13 protein-coding genes are annotated in these 21,018 nt (G+C 42.3%); 3 read left to right on the top strand and 10 right to left on the bottom strand.

The window, feature by feature from the left end; all coding sequences use genetic code 11:
* Nucleotides 1-4: 4 nt before the first annotated feature.
* The 3 genes from VB740_RS22920 to VB740_RS22910 all read right to left on the bottom strand — a co-directional run bounded on the left by VB740_RS22920 (nt 5) and on the right by VB740_RS22910 (nt 6,932).
* Nucleotides 5-4,786, bottom strand: coding sequence for an eIF2A-related protein (locus VB740_RS22920; RefSeq protein WP_323202209.1), 4,782 nt, complete (start codon nt 4,784-4,786; stop codon nt 5-7).
* A gap of 139 nt (nt 4,787-4,925) precedes the next feature.
* Nucleotides 4,926-5,873 carry a DUF1822 family protein gene (locus tag VB740_RS22915; RefSeq protein ID WP_323202208.1) on the bottom strand — a complete coding sequence of 316 codons (948 nt, stop codon included), beginning with the start codon at nt 5,871-5,873 and terminating at the stop codon, nt 4,926-4,928.
* A gap of 54 nt (nt 5,874-5,927) precedes the next feature.
* A complete protein-coding gene (locus tag VB740_RS22910) occupies nt 5,928-6,932 on the bottom strand; it encodes a hypothetical protein (protein WP_323202207.1) in 1,005 nt (334 codons plus the stop codon).
* A 542-nt stretch (nt 6,933-7,474) separates the two neighbouring features.
* Between VB740_RS22910 and VB740_RS22905 the strand changes: the two genes are divergently transcribed.
* Complete coding sequence (locus VB740_RS22905; RefSeq protein WP_323202206.1) at nt 7,475-7,708, top strand: hypothetical protein; 234 nt, start codon at nt 7,475-7,477, stop codon at nt 7,706-7,708.
* Nucleotides 7,705-7,866, top strand: a complete 162-nt coding sequence (locus VB740_RS22900; protein ID WP_323202205.1) for a hypothetical protein — start codon at nt 7,705-7,707, stop codon at nt 7,864-7,866. Before VB740_RS22905 ends, VB740_RS22900 begins: the two co-directional genes overlap by 4 nt.
* A 114-nt stretch (nt 7,867-7,980) precedes the next feature.
* Here VB740_RS22900 and VB740_RS22895 read toward each other — a convergent pair whose 3' ends face one another.
* From VB740_RS22895 to VB740_RS22865, 7 genes are all read right to left on the bottom strand, one after another.
* The gene (locus tag VB740_RS22895; RefSeq protein WP_323202204.1) at nt 7,981-10,854 is read right to left on the bottom strand and encodes a DEAD/DEAH box helicase; all 2,874 of its coding nucleotides are present in this window, start codon (nt 10,852-10,854) and stop codon (nt 7,981-7,983) included.
* Nucleotides 10,855-10,942: 88 nt separating this feature from the next.
* Nucleotides 10,943-12,055 carry a ParB/RepB/Spo0J family partition protein gene (locus VB740_RS22890; RefSeq protein ID WP_323202203.1) on the bottom strand — a complete coding sequence of 371 codons (1,113 nt, stop codon included), beginning with the start codon at nt 12,053-12,055 and terminating at the stop codon, nt 10,943-10,945.
* The gene (locus VB740_RS22885; RefSeq protein ID WP_323202202.1) at nt 12,052-12,807 is read right to left on the bottom strand and encodes a ParA family protein; all 756 of its coding nucleotides are present in this window, start codon (nt 12,805-12,807) and stop codon (nt 12,052-12,054) included. The genes VB740_RS22890 and VB740_RS22885 overlap by 4 nt, the downstream gene beginning before the upstream one ends.
* 308 nt (nt 12,808-13,115) lie before the next feature.
* On the bottom strand, nt 13,116-15,542 hold the full coding sequence (locus VB740_RS22880; RefSeq protein ID WP_323202201.1) for a CHASE2 domain-containing protein: 2,427 nt from the start codon (nt 15,540-15,542) through the stop codon (nt 13,116-13,118).
* Nucleotides 15,535-17,637, bottom strand: a complete 2,103-nt coding sequence (locus VB740_RS22875) for an AAA-like domain-containing protein (RefSeq protein WP_323202200.1) — start codon at nt 17,635-17,637, stop codon at nt 15,535-15,537. The genes VB740_RS22880 and VB740_RS22875 overlap by 8 nt, the downstream gene beginning before the upstream one ends.
* Nucleotides 17,638-18,074: 437 nt before the next feature.
* Entirely contained in the window at nt 18,075-18,308 is a 234-nt protein-coding gene (locus tag VB740_RS22870) for a hypothetical protein (RefSeq protein WP_323202199.1), read from the bottom strand.
* A gap of 949 nt (nt 18,309-19,257) precedes the next feature.
* A complete protein-coding gene (locus VB740_RS22865; protein WP_323202198.1) occupies nt 19,258-19,734 on the bottom strand; it encodes a toprim domain-containing protein in 477 nt (158 codons plus the stop codon).
* Nucleotides 19,735-19,921: 187 nt separating this feature from the next.
* On the opposite strand from VB740_RS22865, the gene VB740_RS22860 reads away from it, so the two are divergent.
* Nucleotides 19,922-21,018, top strand: a 1,097-nt coding sequence (locus VB740_RS22860) for an ISL3 family transposase (protein WP_323202197.1), incomplete at its 3' end; no start/stop codon positions are given.

The raw sequence follows: 21,018 nt of genomic DNA, 5'->3' as shown, positions 1-21,018 counted from the left end.
CTTGTCACTCCGTCTCTGCGTCAACCTTAATTGTCAAGTTTTCTCTAAACTTGCTCTGACTAATAGTATCAGCTTTTTCGCAAACTTTTTTAATATGCTGATCACTTTTATCAGCATTCAAATTATGTTGTAAATAATCGCCTACCCAATCACAACTTTGTTGCATTACCTGATTTAAATCTGACTTCCATAGAGCAGCAGTTCGCTCTAGTTCTTCTAAATCTAAAGTCCACAAAATAACCGAATCATCCCTGCTGGCACTGGCAACAGTTTTACCATCAGGACTGAAACTAACATTGTCAGCGATGTCAGTGTGTCCCTCTAGAATTTTGAGTAAATCACCGTTTGTATTCCAAATTGTGATCCTTCCATCTCTAGTTGCGGCAGCAATTAATTTACCGTTGGGGCTAAATCTAGTACTGTAGACTTGGCCGGCGTAAATAGAGGAAACATCAATAGTGTTGAGCAGTTTACCATCTCGATTCCAGAGTTTAATAGTTCCGTCCCGACTAGAAGTAGCGATCATTTCACCATCAGCACTAAAGCTAACGTTAAAAACTTGATCAGAATGTTTGTTCAAGTTCAAAGACTTAATTTCTATTTCTGTACCTTTGAGATTCCAGAGTTTAGCCTTTTTATCTTTGCTAGCTGTAGCAATCATGTTACCATCTGGACTAAAAGTGATGTCGTAAATTCTGTCTTCATGTGCTTGAAAAGAATCTAATTTTTTACCGTCTCGACTCCAAAGCTTAACTTCTCCAGTCCAATCTGCCGTTGCAAATATCTTACCGTTGGGACTAAAACTTAAACTATCAACCCGGTTATCTTGAGAATTTTTAAACCCCGTCAGCGTCTTGATCGGTTTACCATCTCGGCTCCATAATCTCACAGTCTTATCTTTGCTCGTGGTAGCGATTATTTCACCATCCGGGCTAAACGTTACACTTGTCACTATGTCTTTATGCCCTTGCAAACTATTAATTACTTCACCATTACGATTCCATAGTTTAACAGTTCCATCTTGGCTAGCTGTAGCAATTGTTTTACCATCTGGGCTAAAGGCTACTCCCCAAACGTTGTCTTTATGTCCATTCAGCCTCTGAAGCTGGTGACGGTTAAAAGCCCAAAGTTTAGCAGTTTCATCGAATCCAGCACTAGCAATAGTTTTACCATCAGGACTGAAAACAACTTGATTCACTTGTCCATTGTGTCCTGTCAGAGGTGGTTTAAGTTCTTCACCATTGAGGTTCCAAAGTCTAACTGTCTTATCAAAACCAGCACTGACAATAGTTTGACTATCACGGTTAAAACTAACACTACTGACTTCATCAGTGTGTCCTTTGAGGGTCTTTGGTTCCTTGCCCTCTAAACTCCAAAGTTTGATAGTTTGATCCCGGCTAGCTGTAACTAGCATCTTACCATCTGGACTAAAGCTGACGCTGTTGACTGCATCATTATGGCCGCTTAAAATTTTCTTCTGTCCATCTTTGAGGCTCCACAGGCTGACTGTTTTATCCCAGCTTGATGCTGCAATGGTTCTTCCGTCTGGACTAAAAGTCACAGTGTTTAGTCCACCATCACTCTTATCTTTAGGTGCTGGAACCACAAATTCTCGAGGCCACTTACCAAACTTACTACCATCTCGATTCCAAAGCTTAACGGTTCCATCTTTACTGGCAGAGGCAATAATTTTACCATCTGGACTAAAGCTGACACTGTAAACCCAGTCTGTATGTTCTTTTATAGTTTTTAGTAGCACCCCCTGACGATTCCAGAGTTTGATAGTTTTATCAAAGCTAGCAGTGGCTATTGTTTGGCTATCTGGACTAAAGCTGACGCTAGATACAACACCTTCATGTCCTTCCAGGGGTTTTAGTTTTTTCCCCTCACGACTCCAGAGTTTGACAGTGTTATCAGCACTAGCAGTAGCAATTAACTGATTATCTGGGCTAAAGCTCACACTCCAAACTTCATCTTGATGTCCATCTAGACGATTCTGCTCTCTAACTTGAAACAATGCCCATTGCAGAGCTTTCTGTGCTTGTTTCCATGTTTTATCATTAGGCTCTACCTGAATTTGCTTTGTTAGGATTGGTTCTGCTGCCTTCATTGCTGAAAGTAAAGCATCAAATGGCCGGCCTGAATTTCTCAGTACATCAGATGAGCCACTCAAAGCATTAATTTGGTCTTCTAAGGCGACAACTGCTGCTTGTCTAGATAACCAAGCGATACCAGCAGCAGCTGAAATAATCGTAAAAATAGTGCTAAGTGTAAAGATAGTGATGTTTCTACGCCGATGCCGGAGTGTAATACTTTGCTCAATAAATTCCTGTTCTTCTCTACTCAATTCGAGGTATCTGTCTCGTAGCCAGTTTTCTGCTTCGATTAGAAATTTCCCTCGCAGTAAACCTACATCATCCCTGTTATTTTTTTTCCATTCGATGATCGATGATCGTAGCCTTTCTTGCCAGGTGCGAAACTCTCGATCAAGATCCAGCCAAATTTTTAGTAGGAACCATTTTTCGATTAGCGCTTCATGAACAATTTCGACAATTTCTTCTTCGATGAGTTTGCCATTGTTATCTAAAACTAAGTGATTATTAGTTGTTACAAGCCGAACATTGGCTAAATGTTGAATTAAATCCCAATTTTCTTCACCTATCTGCTTACGATTCGCTATCCGTCTAGTATCTGGAGTTCCTTCTCCTGAGTTTCCTGGGCGCACAAGTTGAACAAAGATGCGTCTGACTCCTTCTTTTTGTTCTTCATTGAGTTGATCAAAGACCTGATCTGCATAGTGAGCGATCGCTTCTTTGATTCCTCCTAGCTGTTTGTATGCATCGTGCGTTAATTGAGCATCCTGTTGTTTCTCCCATAGCTGCGTGAGAGTAAACTCCACCAAAGGCAAGTATCCTGGTTCCATGACCTTGCCATTCGGCATAATCTCCTCTAATATCAACTCTGTTAATCCAGATTCAATCGTTACACCAAATAATTGGGCTGGTTGAGTAATTGCCTGTTCCAACTCAACAGGATTCATTGGCCCAAGCATCTGATCGGCAATGGGAATGACATCAGCAAAGGAACGGTCAGAAAGAGCATAACCAAGAAAGTCCGCCCGTAAAGTCAGCACCAGAGTCAGATGTAAATTGTGATGGTTAACAGTTTTAACTACTTCTAATAATCGCTCTAAAAAACTCTGGCACTCTTGTTTTGAACAAAGGGTATAAAGTTCCTCAAATTGATCTATCACCATTAAAAAGCGAGTACCAGGATTATTCCAAATAATCCGTTCGATCGCATCTCGCAGCGATTCTGGTTCTTGTCGTAAATCAGCAGCTAGTTTGCGAGTTTCCCTGAGTCGATCATTCTCACTGTCTAGATTTAGTTCTAAGTGCTGAATTAGCTTAAATGCCAGAGCATGAAAGGGGCGATCGCCAGGACGAAAATCCAGAGTCTGCCAATTGCCTTGCGAACACAACTTAGGGATTAGTCCAGCAAATACTGCTGAGGATTTACCGCTTCCTGATGGGCCAATCACCGTGACTAAACGCTCTCTGTGGACAGCATTTTCTAGCTGTTGAGTAAAGTTTTCTCTGCCAAAGAAGAATGGTGCATCCTCCTTTCGGAAAGCAAACAAGCCACGATAGGGGGAGATGTTGGTAGGCCGTCGTCCCAACGCTGACCACTTCATCGGTGCAGATGCAGCATTTTGGCAGAGTATAGGAATCCAGCTGGCACAGGGATACTTATCTTCTAAACCGTGCAGCCGTTGGCGTGCGTCTCGTACTGCTGCATCTAGAGACCGCCCATCGGCAAAAGCACTAAGGAAGTGCTTCAAAAACTCCCGTGCTACTTTATCTTCCACAGGTTCCCGCATAACAATTATGTAGGGAATGTGTAAATCTTCTAGCTGATATGCTAGCCCCAATCCATCACAAGAATTAAATATTGCCAGCTGCAACCCGTGTCGAATAGCTTTTTTGAGACCATACTTCAAATCCGTAATTGTCAGAGTGTCCGGGGGGGTATTTTGATTAATCTCTATCTTCCCCACTTCTTCTAAAGTTTCACTGTGACCAGCAAAATACAAAATATCCCAAGTTTGTTCCCATAATTCATCATTGATTTGATAACGCTCTGGCTGTTGCAGAACTCTGATTTCTGACCTTGGTAATTGCTTTAAAAATTCCAGGTCTTGCTCGGACTTAATACCTTTGGTATTACCCACAATAGCCAATATTCTAACTTTATCTTCAATAGTGGGTATATTATTTTTGGCTACTTTTTCAGACTCTGGATTACTCAGGGCTACTTCTCCCATTGAGTATTCCTCAATCAAGTCCCACAGATGCCAAGGGATGCGTCGTAGATTAACTAACTTAGTGGCATTTTGGTTGCGAAGGCGAAGCAGTACCCGCACTTCTTCTGAGGATGTATACTTCGCTAGCAATTTGTCTCGGATACGGCGAAATGACTCAGATTGGTTTAGCCAGTTATTTAGGTTCCGGCGCAATACATCAGCTTTTTCTTGGGAGTCTTCAATCAGAGGCTTAATGGAAACTTGTTTAGTTTGTGATGATGGAATTTTTATCCGTCCCCTCTTTAGCCACGCTAATTGTGATAACTGCCAATCTCTATAAAAATTGAGCATTTCTGGCTTGGGAGGCAGTTCACCAATGGTTTCAGAAGTAGGGCGTTTATCTCCCCCTTCACCGATTTCAAGAGTGGCTTTAAAGCCTTGCTCAAAATCACCCTCTAAACTTAGAACAAATAATTGGCTCATTGTTGATATCTGTAGTTCTTACGTATATGGCTAGAGTCACAACATGGGCAATTCACATTCAAGCACCCACTAATTCATACTCCATTATGCAACGCCCGCCGAGTTTGGGTTAATGAGATGATGAATTAAGATTTATTTGCTAATTCTCTGCAACGAAAAACGACTCTGTTACACTGGCGTTTTCTAAAGAAACAGCAATACTGAAAAGGTCTCCTGGTTCAGCGGTAAACTTCAATTGGATATAATTATCAGACCCTCTAGATTGATTATCCAAAACAGCAGTTCCATTTTTATCAAGTATTTTCATTTGTACACTTTCTGGTAGATAGAATTGATCCTTAATTGGATGTAACTGTACAATCAGGTCTACTTCTGTTTCATTAGTCACCCTTGGTATTACAATTAAAGCTAGTGAATGAGAAACAAGTTGCATACCTAAGTCTATTTTTCTAGCTCTTATGATGTCAAATTCTGGTGATAATAAACCTGACTGTCGGTTTCTTGCACTACCAAAAGCCAGTTCTATCTGTTCTTCGCTTAAAAGTTCCTTCAAACCCAGCCAACCCGCTTCAAAAATTCCCTCAAACCATTGACGCAGTTTTACTGGTTTTGGTTGTCTAATATGACTCAGATATTCTGAAAACTCTGCAAGTATTCGCAACTCCCTAATAGGTAGAATACCTTTTTTTTCGGATACTGTTGTGGCGAATCCTATAATTTTCGCCTGTTGCAATGATTCGTTCAGATGGACAACCATATAGCCAATTCGGTCTGACCAAACATCTGGTGGTACATAACAAACCTCTGCATCTGATAGCACCGGACGACACTCTAACTTGCCGTAATTTTTTACCTCTAAATCTGCCACATCTGTAAAAGTTAGCATTACTTTATCATGACTATCACTTTGATCGAAATCCGTATCTAGTCCCATGCATCGCAGATAAAAATCTACTGCATGTACGGCTAAAATATTGTGATAGACTTTTCGGGCTTTCTCGGCAGTAAATTGTGCTTGAGATAACTGTTGTGCTATTCTATGCGCTTCCAAAGGGATAGGGACTGTAAAAGTCAATGCTTCTATCATGCTACTAATTTCCATAATTGAAAAATTACCTCGCCAATTAACTAAATTTTTGTATTAATCTTGTAAGTATTCCTGAAAAGTAGAGCGAAATTTTTTTAGGCAACGATTAAAAAAACTAGAAAGGGTTTGAATAGAATCTATCTGCCATTTATCTGCCAAATATTCCCAAGTTTTATCTCCCCACACTTTCTCCAACGCAACAACTTTAAAATTCACATCTGGTCTTCCTGTGATGTGTGCGTTACTGAACACACTATCTGGGTCTGATTCGATCAAATCTCGCAGTTGTTTTGATTCAAAAGCCGCTTCTTCTTTTTGCCAAAATATTTCTAAAATTTCTGCGTTATCTAGGGAGACTATTTTAATTCCAGACTGCTTCTCATCTGTTATGTTCTTGCTAATTTTTGGTAATTTTGTGATGCCTTGCTTCATATATTTATCGCGTACATCACTAAATCTTTTAGATAGCAAAAAATTAACCCAAGTCATTAGGTGACCACGACTTGGGTCGTATTGGTGAATATTCAGGCACACATACAGTAGAGTTTCCTGAATTGCCTCGTTATATATGTATTTATATAAACCAGGCGAAAATGAAAAAGATCCGTTGTTGAAATGATAAAATTTATCTGCTATTTGAATAGCTTCAACTAACAAATTTAAAGCCAGCCTTCGTTGATTACTATCAGGTGCGGCATTTTTGGCTTCTTGAGCTATCTGATTAATTATTATGTTATCGCTCAATATTGTTTTCAAAGCTCGATGCCGCAGAGAATTTGCCCATTCTCTTATGGGTATGCGTTGTGGATTATAACCATCTATATTCTGGCTAATGTCGTGCAAAAGTTGCTTTTGTAAGTCCAAAGAAATTTTTTGCACAACAAGAGGAAATAATTTCGACGGACGACAAAATCTGTGTGATCTCATTATTGCATCAACTAGTTCACTCAGAGCTTGCTGTCGTTCCTGACTTTGTGTTAGGTACTGTTGTATCCTATTAACTAACTGTTGAAGTTGCACATCAAAATCAGGTAAGTCACTTGGGAAAGAGTCAACCATACTAAATTCTTCCAAAGCTTTCAAGATACAGTGTTTCTAGAAATAGTATCAATTGATACTGGTTAACCCCGATTAGTTCAGCAAATTTAAAATTGCACTCCCGACTGATAATGGGGAATGAAACTTTGAACCTCTAATCATCTTTCTGACTGACTGGCAAAACTTTATGCAAGTCCTAATTTTTTTTTACAAAACTTTACACTTAAATCTACAGCTACTCCTATAACTAATGAGGATAAAAGTGGCGTAAAAACTACGGGGTATTTCTGAAAGATTAGTAAGAAAGTTGATTTGGTAAGTTTAAATTTGATTAAAAAACGTTCTTATCAGGGTTTCAGATTTTGCTCTGTTGAGAGTAATAGAAGAGCGTTAGTTATGATTTGGCGCATCTGTGCAAAAAGCAGAAAGCTCTTGCTCCTTCTGCTGCCTAAATCATAAGTCTTCAACCGAACACGATACGACAACATCAGGAAATAGTTAAATAGCCTTTGGCTGAGTCCCATCAGCCAAAGGCTGTCAACAATCTAAACGAGATTTAAATTATGACCAAGAAAATCAGTAGCGCCTTTAGCAAAGGCGTACTATCTCCTATTTTAGTTATTTTAGTGTCTGGTTCCCTTTGTTTAGCAATGATTGATAAGGAAAACCGACCTGCTTACTTTGATATGGTCAAGGTTGCAGTAGGGTATTCCTTCGGCGCAATGAGGTTCCAAGGAAGTGGAGATTCCAGTAATCAAGATGAAGAGGATAGCGAACAGCCTGATGAACAGGGGTGAAGCATCAGGAGCTTAACCGCTTCCATCTGCATCTCGGCTCAATACCTGAATGGCATGAAAGTGCAACTGCGCTCGCTAGTCCTGAACTGGCAGCTGCTTTTAATGCCGAAACTGATGAAGTCCCATTAACCAAACCATCTGCCGGGAGTGCTGCGTGAGAATCCTTCCCCTGCACCCACACCGTAATTCTTACCGATAAAGAAGAACCGGAGGTTTCACTTAAGCGATGGTCTGATCAGTTATTTTGCTCTAATACTTTACTGATTCAAACCTCACTTATAGCGAATTTCTCCATGTAACCGAATGTGTTCAACTAACCGCTTGGTTTCCCCACCAGCTAATTCTAGTTCCCTGAGATTCCCCACCAAAATAAACAATTCCTTAGCGCGGCTAACGGCAGTATTCAGTAAATTTGGTTTGCGGTTGAGGAACCAAAAACTATGCTCTTGGTGGCACTGGTAAGGAGAGAAGATGATGGCTGCTTTCTCTCCTCCTTGAAAGGTGTGAACCGTGCCAATATCATCCCAAGAAAAGTTTCGCCAACGGTTAGAGAGTCGATACTTGAGCGCGTTAGCTTGCTGCGAAAACGGCGACATCACCCCAATTGTTTTTGAGTTGTCATCCGAGTTAGTAGAGTACCCATGTTTTAGCAAGGACGCAATTATAGTTTCTACAGCATCAATTTCTTCTGGATTAGTGTTATGGGTGTGGCTTCCCTCGACATGGTAAGCCAGCAGATGCTTGACTGTTGCAGTCTGGTCATAATCTGAAAGGATTTGCAGACCACCGGGATAGTTGGGGCTGCAAAACTGAATAATGGGTGGGGTGCAACGGTAATGATTAGAGAGAATAATGCCATTGCCATTATCTCCTTCAGTACCACTAGCACCAGCAGCACGATGATAAGCGGTAGCCGTGTATTTAGCGGTGGGGGCATAGCGATAATAATCTTCATTCCTCATGCCCCGATCCAGAAAGGCAGTTTTGAAATATTGCTTGATGGTATCGTCGCTCATATTAACGATAGGCTCAATTTGTTGGGGGTCGCCTGCTACTACTGCCTGTTGCGATCGCACCAGCAAGGGAAATAATTGATGTATAAGAGTTGTCCCTGCCTCATCTACCAGTGCCAGCTTGATGATATTGGGCTGAAGAATTGGCAACATATTACGCATTGATTGAAGGGTGGAGGTAATGACAGGGAAAATCAAGCTCAAGTCACGATAGATGGCATCACCATCAGTTGAAAGTTTTAGTAATGCCTCTCCATCCCCTGCTAATACACTGCCGTAAGTTTCTAATGCCCTCATAACGCTATGCTTGCGTCGGAGGACTTCTTGCAACAGAAACGCCCAGGCACATTGAAATAGGGATTGCTGCAATTGGTGGTAGTCACGGTAAAAACGACACAAGAAATCCGTTTGAGGGTAAGTATCAAGTTGCTTTTGGATTTGTTGGTTTTGAGCTTGCTTTAACTCTAGTTCCTTAGTTAAAACCGCTATTTGGTTTTGAATTTCAGTTACTTCCAGGTTTAGATTGCGCCATTGCCGTGAGAAACCGATTTTTTGGTTAACAGAGGTGATTGCTATAGTTAAACTAGAGGGGTCAATGGGTATCTGAAAGGAATGCGCTGTAGCCAAGGTGTTTAGAACAGCCGCGTTAACTCGATTCGCCAATCTGCGGAAAATTCGCTGATCGGTAGTAGCATTAAGCCAGTTCAAGGCGCGTTTTGTAATAGAGTCAGAATCTTTGGGCAGTTCGCGTTCTGCTTGGAATAACGCAATTTGTATCTGTTCGTAAGCCTCAATGGGAAAATTTTCGTAAGCAGCCAAACTTGATAGCTGTTCAGTTAGGGCTTGTAAGGAGGCAGACTTAGCAGCAATATCGTCATTGAGAGATTGGATTTCTTCATTCAGTTGCGATCGCCGTTCGACATCAATAACTTTTTGAGCAGTATTCAAGCGGTCTTGCTCTTGGAGTTGCTGAATTTCACTTTCTGCTTGCAGCAATTCAAGTTTGGCTTGTTGCCAAGAATCCTGATCAAATTCAGTATTACGCAGCCAATCTTGGGTTGATTGCAGTTTGGGTAAGGTTTCCTTACGGATATTAGTTTGGTTTCCGCCTGAAAGATAAAACTGTTGAACAGGAGAATTTATAGCCAGTCGTTGTTGGAATTTTTTAACGGTACTGTTATTAGCGCCGACAAAGAATATTAAATTATTTACATCATCTTTACCGTGAACAAGTCGTAACGCCCGATTTACTACTTGCTGTGCTATGAGGTGCAGAAATACTTCTGTTTTTCCAGTTCCGGGTGGCCCACAAACAGCAGTTAGTAAGTTCTCTTGGGCGTGTTTCAGGACAGAGGCTTGAAATTCATCAGGCGGATGGGAGGGAAAAGCACCCCAGAATATCACCTCATCTCTGGGCGATTGTGGCTGACCCCAGAGGTACTGCATAGCTGGGTGAGTTTCAGTTAGCCATTCAGCCTTAGATTCAGGTTGTTGCAGTTCCTTTAGGATTTCTTGTATGTCTTGCTTGAGAAGGGCGTTATAGGGTGTAAAGTCGCAGCGAAGCAAATAAGGTTGTCGAGAGGTTTTGTATTTTCCTTCGGGTAAGTCCACCAGTTCAAGAAAGTCTCGAAGCGTTGGGAATCTTCCTTTAAAAGTGTCTTCTAAAAATTTTCCAATTCCTGAAGCAACAATCAGTGATTCGGCTTGCTCCTCCTCTAGCCCGTACAGCCGCATCAAATTAACAACCACAGGCTGAAACTCGTATTCGGTCAAGTCCCAGCCAGTTTTGCGGTAATTACCTTTAAAGATGGGTGAAATATCGATGGTGAACAGAGGCAAGTATTTCAGCTTTTGGTCTTTGCCCTTGCCGTTGATTATATAGATTTGTGGGAAAGCAACAGCCATCTGAACATCATTTTTGTTCCCTCTTTTAGCTGCTTGTTGCTGTTGCTGGAATTGCGTAAATACTTCGCTATCTAACAGTAGCTTGTTCCCAACAAGCTGCACTCCCTTATCTACTACTTTTGAATAAATATCTGAAGAACGCTCGACCTCAGCTTGAGTCAGTTCTTCTAACCTGATGTAGCCTAGCCAGGATTGTACTATCTGGATAAGTTTTTCTGACTCTAGCATGAGGACTTAAACTTAAAAAGGAACACAAGCTAAGTATAAAAAATATTTGAGCCTTTTGCCTTCTACGTCCTGGTTTTGGTATGTCAGGTTACTCAACATTTGTCAGCGTCTCCAGTTGTGCAAGTAGTTTCTCTATTTGCTTGCGCTTCTTGGGGTCTGACCAAATATGCGATTTTCTTAGTTTGGTAGTCGCAGCAGTAAAGCGCTCTCTATAATCGTTCGACTCGGTGTTTGCGGTAGAGGCTGGGGTTTTCTTCTCAAGAATGCGCTGTCTGATTTCACTTAAAGACCAGTTGTTAGCAAGAGCTTGTTCTAAAAATGCAACGCGCTCATCTAATTTCTGAATCTGGGCGATGGCTTTGGCTTTGGTGTACTCAAGTGAGCCTTCCCTTAGCGCATCAAGGATATCTTCTGGGAGGTTGAGCAAGGGTAGACGGTTCTTAACAAAAGATTCCCAGGTCATTAAGCCCAAGCCTTCAAACACTTCTTTAACGATTTTGAGGTCTGGGTTTAATGGCGGCTCATGATTAAGGGCTGAATCATCAGTTTCGGTTTCGCCCATAACGTTATGGGTAGATAGCTCAATATCACCTTCATCGTCGCTGATAACGTTATTAGTGGACTCAGTTTCAACTTCGCCCATAACGTTATGGGTAGGTTCATCACCTTCGCTATCGTGTGCGCCCATAACGTTATGGGTAACTGTAGATGCTTTGTTCTGTAAGCGTTGTAGACGATAGAGTAATGGCGGTATCTCCTCAACACTTCGACCTAGCTTGAGAGACAGAAGTTGCAGGATACCTTCAGTTTCTTCAACTGGGTTGAGGTCTTCTCGCAGTAAGTTTTCTATAAGTGCAAATTGAAAAGCTGCGTTGTCGTCTAACTCTCTAATGACGACGGGGACAACTTTCAGTCCAATACTTAAGGCAGCACGATAGCGGCGTTCTCCTGCTACTAATTCGTGTTTCTCTCCATCAAGAGGGCGTACCAACAAGGGCTGCAAGATCCCATGCTGTTTGATGGATTCAGTTAACTGCTTTAATGCCTCGGAGTCAAAGTAACGACGCGGTTGATTCGGCGGCAGAATAATCTGGTCTAATGGGATGCTCACTTGAGAATCGGCATTAATAACGCCTGTAGTGTCCCAAGGTACATCAATTTTGCTTTTGAGAGGTTGGCTTGCTTTAGTAGTGCGTCTCATTTTAAGGATTCTAAACTAACGGCTATTTTTTTCAAGATTGCAACAGATGGGTGCTTTGGTTCGTAAACTGCAAGGGGCATTCGCTCCTCTGAAGCATCAACAAAAGCAGTGGAGCGAGGAATGGGCGCAAAGACAGTTCCAGCACTTGCTAATTGTTCGGTGATGGCTGCTAGGGTACGAGTGTCCTGGGAGTTACGGGCATCGTATTTTGTTGGTACAAATCCGGCTATTTGCAATTTGCGGTTTGGTTTATTGCGTACTGTAGCGACCGTTTTTAGTAATTCGCCTGTTCCCTCAAAGGCTTTGAAATGGGTTTCCAGAGGCACGAGAACATGAGTGGCTGCTACAAGGGAGATGTAACTTAGTAGCCCTAAGCTGGGAGGGCAATCTATCAAGATAAAATCGTAATCTTCTTGAATCGGTTCGATGGCTTCTTTCAGGCGAAAATCGCGCATGGAAGCACTAACCAATTGCATTTCTGCCGTACTCAGAGAGATGTTAGCAGGTGCTAAATCCATGCCGTGAATCCCCTCAAGAATTGGCAGAGGTTGTTCATCCACAATGGCATTGTTGACAGTTTGCTCTAAATCCCTGGGAACCAAGCCCATAAAAATGGTTAAGCTGGCTTGAGGATCTATGTCGATGAGCAGAACACGATGACCCAGTTGTGCTATTTGGTAGCCCAGGTTTTGGGTAAGGGTGGTTTTGGCAACACCTCCCGCCTGATTAAAAACTGCGATGATTCGGCTCATAAGTGAGTTGGTTTACCTGCACCGTTACAACTTAAGATAACGGTAATATGTCAATTGGCAATGTTTATTTTTGTTTTGGGTAAATCTCACCACCAATATACAATTCATACCAAGTTTTATCTCTAATTCCAGTAAAAGCTAATTTCTGCGATCGCTTATGCAATTACGGTATGGTTATTAAAATTGAGCCTCAAGTTTCTCGGTTGCGTGCCAACTTGATTGCAAGTCATGTCGAAGGTCTAAAGCAAGAGCGCTCGTACCATCACTCAACCCAAACCAGGCAACTTCGAGCCTACAAAAAAAACAACCTAGTTATTGCGTTCCTGAGATCGTCCATCGCTACTGATAGTAGGCACTTCGTTTTGTTCGGTGTACTCAGTGATGAGCCGCGCTATCACGTCTGTCATCTCTTCACCCTTGAGCGCACAGGTAGCTTCGAGCTTATCACGTAGTACCTTGCTGATTTTGAGCCGTTGCTGTTTTTGTAACGTTATATGGGATACTACTACACTCCCGCTTGTAACCACTAATGCCAACGCTGACGGAATTAGTGGCACCCATCCGCCTTGCAAAAACAAAGTAACGCAGATTACTACTAAACCAAGTAGAGTTGTCCCTCCCACCACTAGCAAGAGCAAAGGATCTTGTAGTCGCCATGCCAGTACACCTCCCACCAAAGACCAGCCCCAGATCCATAAAAAATCACCCCCTACAGGCCAATACCAAATCAAGGGTCGCCCATCCAACACTGTACTGATGAGTTGACTTGCTATCTGTGCATGAATAAGCAAAGCAGGCATTCTGGGTGGTTGATCTGGCAAAGCGCTGTAGGGTGTATAAAAGCTACTTTGAGGGAAATTAGCTGCTGTAGTGCCAATAATTACAAGGCGATCTTTGATTAAACTGGGTTTGACTTGTCCATTGAGGACTTGTGTGAGGGTTACTTGGTCAGCGAGGCTGTTGGGGTGATGGTAATTTAATAATATTTGATAGCCCCCCGCATCCAGATTTTGGTAGCCGCCAGAATTAGGTTGTAAACGTGGAAACAGGATTTTACCTAACTGAAAATCTCCTTTATTTGTGAAATTGTATTCAATACCCTGTTTTTCCAGATAGTTAATTGCTATGAGCGCACCAAACGCAAATGATGTTGTACATTTTTTTTCTGGAGAGTAAACAAATAACAAACTGCGGCGGAGAATTTGGTCGTTTTCATTGTCAGCAACCACATTGCTAAACCCAACATTACCTATAGGGAAATTTGGCGGTGGTGGAATTTCATCTCTACCCAAGCTGCTAAACAAACAGGTGCTGACGATGTTATCTTGATTTTGCAAATTAGCTGCCAAATAGTTGTTTTCTGGTTGGGAAAGATATAAACCAACAATTCGCGGTTGATAAGACTCTATTTTTTTTAATAGCTGATTGATTCTACGATCTGATAGAGTCCCTTTATCTTGTTTAAGATCCTCGTCAGTGATTTTTATTAGCAAAATTCGCCGATCAGGTGCTTCTGCCGGACGCGATCGCAACATTTGGTCATAAACTCTCAACTCCCAAGGCTGTAGCACTCGCAGCTGCCGCATACCTAGTGTCAGAAGCGCTACAACTACACTTGTAAGAAGCACCATCTGAACTGTCAATGCTTTTAAGGGAACTGGCAGATGTTCTTGAAGCCACCTGTTATCAAAGACTTTACTATATATCAAATTACGTACACACAAGCTATCGTGTTCTCGGCGCACGATACCTGAGAGTTTGAGGTGGGACTTGGCCGACGACTGCTCCTCATCAAAGACAATACGCTTTCCACGGAGGATCTCGCGGTAAGTATTTAAGACAGCGAACAGATTAGGTGCCCGTTTGGTAAGCATATCCTGCACGAATTGCAAGTTATTGTCTTGCTTGCTCATTGCGCCAAAGAACGTGCTGTTTACAACGCGGTCAACTTCGGCTTTAGACCAATTGCTTTTGCCTTGCTCTGTTATAACGTGGCAGAGACGCTGGGTTAAATAGGGGTGTCCGCCTGTCCACTTCAGTCCCCACTTGAGTATCTGCTCTGATTGTTCAGGTGGTAAACCTAGTCCATCAGCAAAAGGTAGTGCTTCCTCTAACGTAAAATCGGTTAACTCTACGCGCTGTCCAATATTGAAGGGTGTCCGCTTGGAGTCGCGGATCAGATCGCCTGGTGTTGCCACACCAATCAACACGAAGGAAAGACGCTGAAATTCAGGTATGCGGGCACGGGCAACGTATAGATATCGAATAGCTGCAAAAAAGTCATCGGTGAAGTCGAGGCTGAGAGTGGTGTCAATTTCATCAAAAAAAATCACCACAGGTACCGCAATTTCAACCAGCAACATTTCCTCAAAAAACGTGGTTAACCGTTGAGTAATGCCCAAATGCTTAAGAGACTGCCACCACTGAAGAACATCGGTATCCAGCATAAGTTGATCGGCAATGATGGTGAGCAAACCTAGATACCATTCTTCAGCAGTAACCTGTACCCCTAGCTGAGTCAAATCAATAATTACCGACTGGATACCTTCATCAGCTAGTTGTTCAGCAGTCCGCACCATCAAGCTAGACTTGCCTACCTGCCGTGGAGCAAGAATATAAGCAAAAGTTCGGGCACGACAAAGTGCTAAGAGTTCCTCATCGGCTTGACGAGGAATATAAATACCATCGCCAGCCTGTACAGTCCCGCCAACAGTATAAATACTTGGTTCAGCCACGCAGGTTCTCCCGAAAATACTCCCCATAAAGCTGACAACGGGGCATTACTAGCCGCCCTTGGCGATGCACTAGACCCGCACCCCGCAAACGAAAAAAAACACGCTCATCCTCACAGGTATTCTGGCGCATCACTTGCAGCATCCCTTGCACTAATTCAGTTTTGTTATGCAACCGGAACAGATGGTTACGCAGATGATTACCAAAAGGGCCATTATCAGCCGTAGCATTGGCAAACAGTTCACTGCTAGAAAGGCGCTGGCTAGCAACTGAGTACAATGCCAGCCTGACTAAATAAGGATGTCCGCCCAGCAATGCTATTAATTGCCGTTCTTCGTTGAAGTTGAGGGGGGAACCATGACGGCGGTTGAGGTCGGCAACCTGTTCTGTTGTCAAATCTTCTAATTCGATGATCACTCCCACATTAAAGGGTGATTGGTTAAGATTATCAATTAATTGGTAAGGCTCAGTCGATGTTACCAGCGCTAAATCTAGCTTTTTCCACATGGGAGTAGTTGCACGGCTATTGTGCCAGCTTCTCAGCATCCCAAAAAAATCTGAACGAAATTCGCTATCAAAAACACTTTCTACTTCATCCATTGCAAACACTAAAGGCTTACCAAAATCCTTCAGAAGATATCGGCCTACATAGCGAGTACAACGTTGGCTATTACCTAAAGGCATCTGCCAATACTCATCTACTTTATCTGCCATTTCTAATTCATCAGTTAGCCAAGAGCAAAACTGCCTAAAGAAGCTGTCAGCATTCTTTAAAGTGGCTTTGTCAAATAATTGAAAATCTAGAAATGCTACCTGCTTACCTGCTGCCACAGCAGCATCAATAGTCCGAATTAATAGGGAACTTTTGCCCATCTGGCGAGGGCCTTTGATGGTAATAGTCACACCCTGCCGCTTAATTGCTTCTAGGGCAAGTGGGTCTGATGACCGTTCCACGTAAAATTTCGATTCACAGTCCATCGTCCCTTCTGGCATTTCCAGGGAAATCGGCTGTGCAGAAGGAAAAGGCATTGCCAATGATGGTGAAGGGAGACTCTGGAGGATGTCAGCTTTTGCTTGTATTGCACCGATACTTAACTGACCACCACAAATAGCCTGATTTAATTCGGCAATTAAGCGCGGTGTATCCTCCATCCCTTGCCAAAATGCCCAGTTTATATTATTTAAGTAAGCACTCAGGGGATACTGAAACGGTTCCCGATATGCCAACCGCACTGGCAGAATCCCAGGTTTCCCTCCCTGTAATTGCGCTAAGTTATGCGCCATCCTAATTTCTGCCTCTACCATCTCGCTATGAACTGACTGTCCTGACAAGAAGGTAATGAGAAAATCTGCTTGGCGGATTTCTGCTTCAATGCGTTCAGCCCAACGTGTACCCACTAACATCTTTTGGTCAATAAATACCTGATGTTGCTGTGCTAATGCCTGGAAGACTTGCAGCGCCGCTGATTCATCAGGATCTACATTCCGCTTGTAACTGATGAAGATACGTTTAGTGTGTAATCCTTGCTCAGTATTAATTGTGTTTTTTTGATGTTTGAGGACTGGCGTTGCTGATTCTGGGATATTCTCTAAGGCAATAGATACACAACCAAATTTGTAAGCATCCTGGTAGGTTCTTCCAGCACCGAGGGCATCATAAAATCCTACAGTAAACTTAATTGCTGCCTTATCTCCTATGGCTTGATTCATGCCCACAACATAATTAATATGTTGTTGAATTGCCTCTGCTTGCACCTCACTGTAACAGGCATTTAATAATACACACTCAATCCCTTGAAATAGAGAAAACAACGTTGAGAGTGACTCACTACTCACCAGTTGCATTTTCCCCGTGTTATCTTCAAGAGCTAAACCTTGACTTCCTCCCCCATGTCCCGAAAAATGAATAATCTGAGGATTATGATCTAGAAGGGCGCGGCGTAAATCATCTGGACGTACTGCCCATTTAGTAATAATTTCAAACTGCTCCCGAATTTTGGCACGCTCCAACCCTGCCTGAATTTCTCTGACTTCTTCATCCAGACGCAATCTACCCGTATCTGTGGGATTAGCCGACAAAATCAGGATTTTTTTCACAGTTACGTCAATTATTGTACACAGACTTTCTCTAAAAGCAGTCTACTACATCTCATTTAAAAATAATTACGCCTCTTTACGGGGTGAAATGAACAGTGATTCCGAAAGTTACGCGCTTGGACTTGATGAGCATGACAAGTGCTACAAAATAATGCAATCACACTACAAAAAAGACTAAAACCTCTTTTGTAGTCTTTAGAGTGACAAAAAATTATTTGTGGGGTTTCATCGAGTTTTAAAGATTCAAGTTTTGTGATCGCTGCCAGTAATCAAAGCATTCCTTCCAGGATTTAAGAACTCGTGGCTCGGAGTCGGCGTTAGCGGAGTGGCTCTTGCGGGCTAATTGATCTAGTTAGCTCGACCAGTAATCTTTCTGCCCGTAAGAGCCACCGACTCCGAGAGCGAAGCGGTCACGAGTTCGTCGGGTCAACGCGAGATTACCGACTAAAACCCCTAGAGCGTTGCTTTTGCTCCACTATCTCTTGCTGCTGCTGTTCTTCAACAAGAATCTCATTCCAAGTTCGCCCACTAGGTGCAATTCTTTTAGCCTGGGGCAGCATTGACTGAACGACTTGGGCCGCTTCATTGCCAAGATCATCATTATTAAATGCCACCCCAATTCTGCTGATATTTTTGAGAAGTTCAAAGGGCAAGTGATCCAGGTCATCCACGTACCAGTTCCTTTTTATCAATAGACATCTTGCCCTCTAAAGATTTTCTATGTGCAGGTGGCGAAATCATACTAATTTTTTTGGCTGACGAAAAACTTCGCACCCGAAGCATTAATTAACTCGAATGGAATTTATAAGGTATTTACAAGGATTCTTTCTTTAAAGGCATTTATAAGGTTTTGCAATGGCATTTCAATGGTATTCCAATGGCAAATATAAGGATTTACTGTTGCCAAAAATCAAGATTTTTCAAAATCTGGTTATTTTGCCAAAAATAAGGTTCTGCAATGGCATCTCCAAGGTATTTACAAGGTAAACATAAGGTAATAAGAAGAATTTCGACCCCAAAAACCTCATTTACCACCCTGATTTCTCCGCCAAAAATTTCTGACCAAAACTTCCGCACAGTACGCCAATTTTGGCGGCCAGTTTTTTTGAACCAAAACTGAAAAACTTTGAACCAACGTCAAAAAACACTACTAAAGAACTACTTTTGTAGTATCAAAACTGCACTCCACTTGTGAGCTACACCAAAGCTATGCTGCAAACACCACTTATTACATAGCTTTTATGTAGATTATAAGTATTGAAATAGTAGTTCTAAATACCTTGCCCAAGTCGTAGCTGTTGGGTAGCTCAACTGGTGACACACAGCTACCAGTTGAGTAGTAAAAAAGCGAGTTGTTGAAAATTTGATCATTCCCCAACTGGTAGCTATAGAGTAGCCCTACTGCTACCAGTTGAGCATAAGACTTTTACCGAAAATTTCTGGCGTAATGCTTACTGATTATGACTTACAGCAAATTTTGAACGCCTGTTTCATTCTCAATAACTTCAAAATTATTGAGAACCAATAATACACTTGTGTTGCAATTGTGTTTCAAAAATTCTTTCTTGAACTTAACCCAGCACACCTTTCCATTCGAGTCAGGTGTACGCTCCGCGTGGCTCACAGGCTAAAACCACGATCCTGCTGTATGAGCTTTTGTTGCTCCTCCCTGAGATGAGCTTCTAGTTCCTGACTCCAATCAGGATTATGGGTTTTGAGCCTTTTACCCTGTGGCAACAATTCTAATACTGCACTAGCTGCTTTATTCCCTTGTTCATCATTATTGAATGCTACGACCACCCTATTGAAACTCCTGAGAAATTCCATAGGTAGGTTATTCGGGTCATCAGCTACCATCAACATGGTTCTAGTTGGTGGTAGCCCTTTGCAGCTTGAGATTAGGTAAGTGGCTGCTGACATCGCATCAATTGGTGTAGAACACAAAAAGACGTTTTCTACGTTGTCCGTTGGTTGCCCTCCCAATCTCAGATAAAACCAACCATTTGCTGTAGAAGTGTTTTGGTCGTACTCCACAGCACGATGATTTTCTCTAGGCTTTGACCAAACTAATTGTGATTTGAACGATAATTTAGCCAAACGGTCACGAAATACTTCACTCTGTACTAGGACAACATATAGGTTCTTGGCAACTTTTGGTGATCTCGGTTGGGGGAAGGCAGAAGGCAGAGGGCAGAAGGCAGAAGTCGGAAGTCAGAAAGATATAATTGAGATACTTCAAACTTCACTCCATCAAACATTTGAGAGATAAGCCTCACCAAGCCCTATGTCGGTGCTAACTCACCTCTTACCAGATTCAAACAATCTGAAACTTGAGAATTGCCAAATTGACGAGATAAAGACGAAGATTTGGTTGATTGTTTCTGCAATCAGTAAAGTAGTTAATTGTCCAGTTTGTAACCAAGCAACTCATAAAATTCATAGCCGCTATGAACGCTTCTTAGCAGACTTACCTTGGGCTGATTACAGCATTACTTTACAATTAAGGGTGCGGAAGTTTTTTTGCATTAACACTTTATGTAAACGACGCATTTTTACAGAAAGGCTGACCAATGTAACCGCACCTTGGGCTAGAAGAACTCTACGTTTAGCTCAACGACTAAGTGCGATTGCTTTAGCTAATGGTGGTGCAGCAGGAGTAAGACTCTCGGAGCAATTGGGGATAAAAGTTTCTCGCAATACACTATTAAATTTAGTCCGCTCAATCCCACTGCCACCCATCGTAACGCCACATACTCTTGGGGTAGACGACTTTTGCTTTCGTAAATGTAAAACTTACGGGACAGCACTAATTGACCTCGAACGCAGGCGACCAATTGCTCTACTAAAAGATGCAAAGGCTGAAACCTTGACAGAATGGTTAAAAGCGCACCCTGGTGTCAAAGTCGTCTCACGCGATCGGTCAAAAACTTATGAAAGAGGTATTCGCCAAGGAGAGCCAGAAGCTATTCAAGTTGCAGACCGCTTTCATCTATTGCAGAACTTATCTCAAACGCTTTATCAAGTCTTTGGTAATCACGCCAAAACACTAAAAGAAGTGGAAAAACAAGTATTTAATACTGATACTAAAGTGCTAGAAGAGATGGAAACAGCACTTGAAGAAGGCAGAAGTACGTTCGTGCAGCGTCCCGTAGGGAAGGCAGAGGGCATTCGGGAATTGGATGGGGATACATACCCCTCCCAATTGCAGACCACTGAAATTCAAAACTTGGGTGGGGATATTAAACCCTTTTTGACAGAAAATACAGACGGATTGACTGCACGGGAAAACCTTCAAGCCAACATAATGCCTTCTGCCGTCTGTCCTTTGCCTTTCCCCGATAACCTTTCCATGATTGCTGAGACTAATAAGAGTCCAGTTGT

Source organism: Nostoc sp. UHCC 0251 (assembly GCF_034932245.1).
In the GTDB taxonomy this organism is placed as follows: Bacteria; Cyanobacteriota; Cyanobacteriia; order Cyanobacteriales; family Nostocaceae; genus Nostoc.
Note: the sequence above shows the minus strand (reverse complement) of the source record. Positions and strands in the feature narration are given on the sequence as shown.

Coding starts and splice junctions, on each gene's coding strand:
- VB740_RS22920 (WP_323202209.1), bottom strand. CDS start 4,786: ATGAGCCAATTATTTGTTCTAAGTTTAGAGGGTGATTTTGAGCAAGGC.
- VB740_RS22915 (WP_323202208.1), bottom strand. CDS start 5,873: ATGATAGAAGCATTGACTTTTACAGTCCCTATCCCTTTGGAAGCGCAT.
- VB740_RS22910 (WP_323202207.1), bottom strand. CDS start 6,932: ATGGTTGACTCTTTCCCAAGTGACTTACCTGATTTTGATGTGCAACTT.
- VB740_RS22905 (WP_323202206.1), top strand. CDS start 7,475: ATGACCAAGAAAATCAGTAGCGCCTTTAGCAAAGGCGTACTATCTCCT.
- VB740_RS22895 (WP_323202204.1), bottom strand. CDS start 10,854: ATGCTAGAGTCAGAAAAACTTATCCAGATAGTACAATCCTGGCTAGGC.
- VB740_RS22890 (WP_323202203.1), bottom strand. CDS start 12,055: ATGAGACGCACTACTAAAGCAAGCCAACCTCTCAAAAGCAAAATTGAT.
- VB740_RS22885 (WP_323202202.1), bottom strand. CDS start 12,807: ATGAGCCGAATCATCGCAGTTTTTAATCAGGCGGGAGGTGTTGCCAAA.